General features: G+C 45.6%; 6 protein-coding genes. All 6 read left to right on the top strand.

The genetic code is table 11. The annotated features are described in order from the left end of the window. Window positions 1-321 precede the first annotated feature (321 nt). The 6 genes from DS742_RS28145 to DS742_RS28120 all read left to right on the top strand — a co-directional run bounded on the left by DS742_RS28145 (window position 322) and on the right by DS742_RS28120 (window position 6,844). Window positions 322-2,145, top strand: coding sequence for an N-6 DNA methylase (locus tag DS742_RS28145; protein ID WP_117420213.1), 1,824 nt, complete (start codon window positions 322-324; stop codon window positions 2,143-2,145). An 83-nt stretch (window positions 2,146-2,228) separates the two neighbouring features. Next, window positions 2,229-2,534, top strand: a complete 306-nt coding sequence (locus tag DS742_RS28140) for a DUF3847 domain-containing protein (RefSeq protein ID WP_117420212.1) — start codon at window positions 2,229-2,231, stop codon at window positions 2,532-2,534. 294 nt (window positions 2,535-2,828) lie between these two features. Next, window positions 2,829-4,424: a MobQ family relaxase gene (gene mobQ / locus DS742_RS28135; protein ID WP_117420211.1), complete on the top strand. Its 1,596-nt coding sequence runs from the start codon at window positions 2,829-2,831 to the stop codon at window positions 4,422-4,424. Between the two features lie 67 nt (window positions 4,425-4,491). Further along, complete coding sequence (locus DS742_RS28130) at window positions 4,492-5,118, top strand: CHC2 zinc finger domain-containing protein (RefSeq protein WP_117420210.1); 627 nt, start codon at window positions 4,492-4,494, stop codon at window positions 5,116-5,118. After that, complete coding sequence (locus DS742_RS28125) at window positions 5,075-6,406, top strand: virulence-associated E family protein (protein ID WP_117420209.1); 1,332 nt, start codon at window positions 5,075-5,077, stop codon at window positions 6,404-6,406. Before DS742_RS28130 ends, DS742_RS28125 begins: the two co-directional genes overlap by 44 nt. A 252-nt stretch (window positions 6,407-6,658) precedes the next feature. Further along, window positions 6,659-6,844: a transposon-encoded TnpW family protein gene (locus DS742_RS28120; RefSeq protein WP_117420208.1), complete on the top strand. Its 186-nt coding sequence runs from the start codon at window positions 6,659-6,661 to the stop codon at window positions 6,842-6,844. The last annotated feature ends 87 nt before the right edge of the window (window positions 6,845-6,931 follow it).

Raw genomic sequence — 6,931 nt, 5'->3', positions numbered from 1 at the left:
TACACTAATATACTAACATCAAGATGATACAAGACGAATTTGAAAACTTCGTCTTGCTTAACAGAGAATCGCTGAATGAATATGGTGACCAAATTCGTAACATTGAATCGTTATTTACAGCATACATTACTGACCCAATAATCCGAAAAGCGGTGCGTGATAAGCAACTACAAGTTATTATCAACTCCCCTCTTGCAACAGATTTAAGAGCCACAAGAAATGTGAGAATAAAGGGTGAGCGTGTTTTGGATTATTTTAGTGACTATGTTGCGATAAACGACATCAACTGCGAAAGATATGCCATGTAGGAGGTAAAGACGAATGTTAGATGTGGAAACAAAAAAAATAATTGATAACGCCAGAGACATTCTGGTTGGTAAGCTGCCTGCTCCAAACACGCAGGTTGAACAGATAACATTGGCTATGCTCTATAAATTTATGGATGACATTGACCAAGAATCTATTGAAATGGGTGGCGTGGCAAATTACTTTTCTGGAACTTATGAGCAATATAGCTGGCGAGAGATTATGAAAAAATCTGTTAGCGCACAGCAGAGAATGAATCTTTACATCGAAGCACTTGAAAAGTTTTACATTCACCCTTCGCTGCCAAAAACATTCAAGGAAATTTTCAAAAACGCAACTGTTCCATATCGTGACCCGGAAGTGCTCTCCTTGTTCTTGAAAGAGATTGACCATCTTAACTATGGGGACAGCGAGATTCTTGGTGATGGATATGAACATTTATTAAGTATTCTTGGTTCACAGGGAGAACTCGGACAGTTCCGTACTCCAAGAAATATTATAGATTTTATCGTATCCGTTGTTAAGCCGAGTAAGACAGACACTATATTAGACCCTGCGTGTGGCACGGGTGGCTTCCTCATATCGGCTTACAAATATATTCTTGGCTCTAATGAGAACATGGGATATGACGAAAAGAATGCTGTTCTGAGTAATTTGGTTGGTTATGACATTGAACCTTCAATGGTCAGAATCTCCGACATGAATATGTATTTACATGGTTGTACTTCGCCTAACATCATCGAGTATGATACGCTGACTTTTGATGAAAGATGGGAAGAAAAGTACGATGTGATTTTAGCAAATCCGCCGTTCTTTACACCTAAAGGTGGAATCACTCCGCACAACAAGTTTTCAATAAATTCCAAAAAAGCAGAGGTTCTATTTTCTGAATACATTATGAGCCATATAGCTCGAAGCGGAAAAGGTGCATTCATCGTTCCAGAGGGAATTATTGCAAATAATCAAAGTGCTTATGTTCAGTTGAGAAAAATGATGGTTGAAAACGGACTGTACGCAGTCATCGGATTGCATCCGTATGTTTTCAAACCTTATTCTGGAGTCAGTACGCTGATCCTTTTCTTTGACAAACGATATAGAAATCGTGGTGAAGTTTACCTTCGCATGATTGAGGAAGATGGATTTGAAAAAGGAGAAGGACGTCTGCCTACACCAGACAAGAACGATTTGCCAGAGTGCAAAATCGAACTTGAACAGTTCCAAAAGTATTTGAGTGGAGCTATTACCAAGGAAGAACTTTCTGTGAGTGGAACAATAGTGAACAGCGATATTTACGATGAAAACTATGATTTCCATCCATACAGTTATTATGTTCCTGACCCTGCTCCGGCAAAGGAGATTGGAAAGATTTTCAATATACAAAAAGGAACTGTTCAAAGTTCAAAGCGTGAAGAAGGTGAATATACTTTCATTACAGCTTCTGATACTTGGTTGACACATAATGAATACACACATGACTGTGAAGCACTTATTTTTGTATTCGGTGCCGGAGGTTCCCTTGGAAAAGTTCACTATATTAACGGAAAGTTTGTTACCAGCGACCTCTGTTTTGTGCTTACACCTAAAGACCCAAAGAGAACTAATTTGAAATACTATTATGCTTATTTCACAGCTAACAGAAAGGATATTGTCAAGCGACTTGCCAGAGGAACGAACAAGAAGGCTATCAACGATACAAGGTTGAAATCTTATTCAATTTCTTATCCGGATAAGGCAGAACAAGACAGAGTCGGCAATGAGGTTCAGAAGATGTTTGATAGGATTGAAGAACTCAAAAAACAAATTGAACACGAGTATCAGAAACTCGAAACACTAATCTAAGAATAATGACTAAGCCAAAGGCGATCAACCGTAAAAAGTTGGTCGCTTTTGTTTTACCTATTATTGCGAAAGGAGCCTAACCGATGCCCAATGAGAAATTGGAAAAGCTGAAACACGAACAGTATGTTGCGGAGCGAAAGCTGACAGCAGCCAAGCACAAGGAAAAGCGACTGGAAAGCGAAATCAAGCGACTGACCCGAAGCGAGAGAACCCACCGCCTTTGCACTCGTGCCGGAATGTTGGAAACCTTTTTGAGAGAGCCGACCATTCTGACCGATGATGATGTAATGGAGCTTTTGACTTTCATCTTCCACAGCGAAGCGGTTCAAAAGAAGCTGAATATGCTGATTGAGAACCGAAAGGAAATGGAGCAACCGAACGGGAGTTAAAAACCCTGTTGGAAAACAGGGCGCAATTATACACCACCTAAAGATGGTGATTGCGTTCTGCCGAAAGCCCCTTGCAGGGAGCTTGATGATTTCCGCAAAAGTCCTTTGCTCCAATCATCCAGAGGAAGCTACACTTCCCCTGCGCTGTCTTGCGACAGCTACCCCTTTGTGGACTTGCCGCCGATGAACGATTGCAAGCAATCATTCACCACCGACAAGTTTATATTTTCACCCCGACCGTGCTGAAAAGTATCGGTTATTTTTTATTGCACCGAGAAAGGAGGTTCAAACAAAATGCCAGTACCCCATCTGAACATACGAATTGTTCAGAGAAGCAAGGGCAATTCCGCAGTTGCCGGAGCAGCTTACCAAGCCGGAGAGAAACTGTTTTCCGAGTACGACCAGAAGCACAAAGACCACCGCAGAAAACAGCATGAGGTTGTTTATACGGAAATCATGCTGCCGACCAATGCCCCACCCGAATACGCAGACCGAGCAACGCTCTGGAACTCTGCCGAGGAAGTGGAGAAGCAATGGAACTCACAGCTTGCAAGGCGTTTCGTTGTTGCCCTGCCGAGAGAAGTGCCGCTTGAAATGTGTCCGCAGATGATGCAGGAATACTGCCAAGAGCATTTCGTGTCAAAGGGAATGTGTTGTGATTTTGCAATCCATGACCCCGATCCACCGGGACACAATCCCCATTGCCACATCATGCTGACGATGCGAGCCATTGACGAAAACGGAAAGTGGATGCCCAAGAGCCGAAAGGTTTATGACCTTGACGAGAACGGTGAGCGTATCAAGCTCCCGTCCGGCAGATGGAAAAGCCACAAGGAAGATACCGTTGACTGGAACGAACAGTATCACGCCGAGGAATGGAGACACGGATGGGAAGTCATTCAGAATAAATATCTGGAGCTTGCCGGAAGTGCCGAGCGTGTGGATATGCGTTCCTATGAAAGACAGGGACTTGATATTATCCCGACTGTCCACATGGGAGCCGCCGTGTCTGCTCTGGAACGCAAGGGCATTGAAACAAACATCGGCAATCTCAACCGAGACATTAAAGCCACTAACCGCATGATGAACGCTATCCGCAGTACCATCAAAAGTCTGCGAGACTGGATTGCGGATATTGTGTCTGCCACAAAAGAAGCGTTTGCGGAAATGGAAGCCGAAAAGAAAAATGCTTCGCCCGACCTCTCCACTCTGCTCCGTGATTATATGAATCTGCGAAAGGCAGAGCGTAGCGACTGGTCGAGGTACGGACAGCAGAAAGGCACAGCCGATGATTTGAAAGCTGTCTCCAAAGCTCTGATCTATTTGAAAGAACATGAGCTTTTCACTCTGGAAGATTTGGACACCGCCCTGCAAGGCGTGAACGAGAAAGCCGGAGCAATCAGCAAGGAAATGAAAACTGCATCGAACCGAATGAAAGTCATTACCGCTATTCAGACTGCGGTTGCCGATTGCCAGACCCACAAGGCAGTCCATGACAAATATATCAAAATCGGTTGGAAAACAAGACAAGCCGCTTTTGCTGAAAAGCATAAAGACGAGCTGACTTCCTACAACAAGGCGTACCGCACTCTGAAAAAGCATGGCGTTGATTTGAATGTCAATCTGGATGCCCTGCAAACAGAGTATGACGGTCTGAAAGCAACCCACGCCGAGCTTGCCGGACAGCTTGCTACAGTCAAAGAGGAATTGCAGCCGATGAAAGATATTCGCTACTGGGTCGGCAAAGTCCTCACGCCGGAACAGGCGGTTGAGAAGAAGCCCGAACCGAAGCACTCCGTTACCGAGCGATTGAAGTTTGAGCAGGAACAGAAGAAACAACAGCCGGAGCAGAAAACTCCGCAGCACAAAAAACAGAATATGGAACTCTAACAGGCACTTGCCGTTTTCTCTTGTGAAAATGTCGAGTGCCTTTTTTGTTTCCCGAAAGGATGATGCAATGAATGTATTTGAAGCAGTAAAAGGCAATGTTACCACCCGACAGGCGGCAGAGATGTACGGCATCCGTGTTAACCGTCATGGCATGGCAGTCTGCCCATTCCACAATGACAAAAATCCGAGCATGAAAGTGGATATGCGTTTCCATTGTTTCGCTTGCCAAGCGGACGGGGATGCAGTTGATTTTGTTTCCCGACTGTTCGGACTGCCAAGCAAAGAAGCCGCTATGAAGTTAGCTGATGATTTTGGTATCTGCTATGACAGTAGGCAGAAGCCATCCGTCAGACCCAAGATAAGAGAACCTACCCCAGAGCAGAGATACCAACAGGAAGAAAACCGATGCTACAAGGTGCTGACCGATTACTTCCACTCTCTCCGAGCGTGGAAACAGCAGTACGCACCGAAACAGCCGGAGGATGAATGGCATCCCCTGTTCGTGGAAGTCCTGCAAAGAGAAAGCTATATCGAATATCTGCTTGATATTCTCTTGTACGGCACTTCCGAAGAAAAGAAAGCTCTGGTTGCCGAGCAAAGAAAAGAGGTGATGAAACTTGAACAGCGATTTGCAGAACCCACAGCCGACCATGACCGTGGAAGAAGTCAGAGGAAGTCTGGACTTGACCGATAGCGGAGCTATCAAGAACAGCATAAGGAACTGTCTGACAGTATTTCAGAATGACCCATATCTGCAAGGTGCTGTCAGGTACAACATTCTCACGGAGCGTATCGACATTGTGAAGCCCCTTTGGTGGAGCAAGCAGACAGCGACACTCAACGATACGGATCTGAATTATCTGATGCTCTATCTGGAAGATAAATACGGACTGACGAGCGAGAAGAAAATCCAGAAAGCTATCTCCATTGTCGCTGACTGCGATAAGTACCACCCCATCCGTGACTATCTGAACAGTCTGGAATGGGACGGTACGGAACGCATCCGCTACGCTCTGACCCGTTTTCTCGGTGCGGAGGACAGCGAGTACACTTATCAATGCTTGCGACTTTTCATGTTGGGAGCTATCAGCAGAGTGTTCAAGCCCGGATGCAAATTAGAAGTCATGCTCTGCCTTGTTGGTGGGCAAGGTGCAGGAAAGTCCACTTTCTTCCGACTGCTTGCAGTCAAAGACGAATGGTTTTCCGATGACCTAAAGAAGATTGACGATGACAATGTTTACCGCAAGATGCAGGGGCATTGGATAATCGAAATGTCCGAAATGATTGCCACAGCCAACGCCAAGAGCATTGAGGATATTAAGTCCTTTATCAGCAGGGCGAAAGAAACCTATAAAGTGCCGTATGAAACCCATCCGGCAGACAGGCTTAGGCAATGCGTGTTCGGCGGTTCTTCCAATACGATGGACTTCCTGCCCCTTGACCGAAGCGGCAACCGTAGGTTCTTGCCCATCATGGTACACCCCGAAAGGGCTGCGGTTCACATTCTGGAAGATGAAGCTGCATCCAGAGCGTTTATTGACCTTATGTGGGCAGAAGCCATGTTCATCTATCACAATTTCCCTGTAAAGCTGACCTTATCAAAGGATATGGACAAGGAACTGAAAGAACTGCAAAAGCAGTTTATGCCGGAGGACACCAAGGCAGGACTGATACAGTCTTTCCTTGATAATTACAATGGCACACAGGTCTGCTCCAAGCTGATCTATGCAGAAGCTCTGAACCATCCCTTTGACGAGCCGAAGCAATGGGAAATCCGAGAAATCAACGAGATAATGAACAACAGCATTGAGGGATGGACACCGTTTTCCAATCCCCGTATCTTTGCCAAGTACGGTAGACAGCGAGGATGGGAACGCACCCCACCGTCCGGCAACGAGCTATCGGCAACAGGCTCAAATCTGCTTGACGGTTTTCGGGAACTGACCGAGGAAGAAGCCCGACAGATGGAACTTCCATTCTGAAAAACTGACCGTGTTGCCGAGCCAGTTGCTATCCCGTTGCCGACCCCGTTGCAGGGCTAATCCCTTAAAACCCCTTTATTTACAAGGAGTTTTCTTCTCCGGCAACGAAAGCAACGGAGAAATCAAAGAAAAAAGTAAAAATAGTATAAGAGCCAGATAGGACTATGTTTGAGGTTTTTTGAAGCCCGTTGCCGGACTTCGTTGCCGACCCTCACACCCTGTCTGGCTTTTTCCATTTCAAGGAGGTATTCAATGGCAAAAACAAAGAACACAGCAACCACAGCCACCGAGCAGACCGCACCCGTACTTGTCAGAAAGATTGGAAAGACCACCTACATGGTGGGCATCCATTTCAGCCAGACGAGCAAGGAAACGATGGACGATAAGGTGCTGCGCCTTATCAAGAACGACATTCGCAACGCCGCCATGTGCGGATAAAACCACCGTCAAGGCAGGATGTGAGTTGTTCATAAAATGTTTGCAAAATTTCTGCACATTCTGTCTTGACGAAACGCTTCCGAAAGG

It is taken from the genome of Lacrimispora amygdalina, assembly GCF_003432035.1.
GTDB classification, from domain to species: domain Bacteria; phylum Bacillota; class Clostridia; order Lachnospirales; family Lachnospiraceae; genus Lacrimispora; species Lacrimispora amygdalina.
This window is presented reverse-complemented; position numbering and strand designations above follow the sequence as displayed.

Coding starts and splice junctions, on each gene's coding strand:
- DS742_RS28140 (WP_117420212.1), top strand. CDS start 2,229: ATGCCCAATGAGAAATTGGAAAAGCTGAAACACGAACAGTATGTTGCG.
- DS742_RS28120 (WP_117420208.1), top strand. CDS start 6,659: ATGGCAAAAACAAAGAACACAGCAACCACAGCCACCGAGCAGACCGCA.
- mobQ (WP_117420211.1), top strand. CDS start 2,829: ATGCCAGTACCCCATCTGAACATACGAATTGTTCAGAGAAGCAAGGGC.
- DS742_RS28130 (WP_117420210.1), top strand. CDS start 4,492: ATGAATGTATTTGAAGCAGTAAAAGGCAATGTTACCACCCGACAGGCG.
- DS742_RS28125 (WP_117420209.1), top strand. CDS start 5,075: ATGACCGTGGAAGAAGTCAGAGGAAGTCTGGACTTGACCGATAGCGGA.
- DS742_RS28145 (WP_117420213.1), top strand. CDS start 322: ATGTTAGATGTGGAAACAAAAAAAATAATTGATAACGCCAGAGACATT.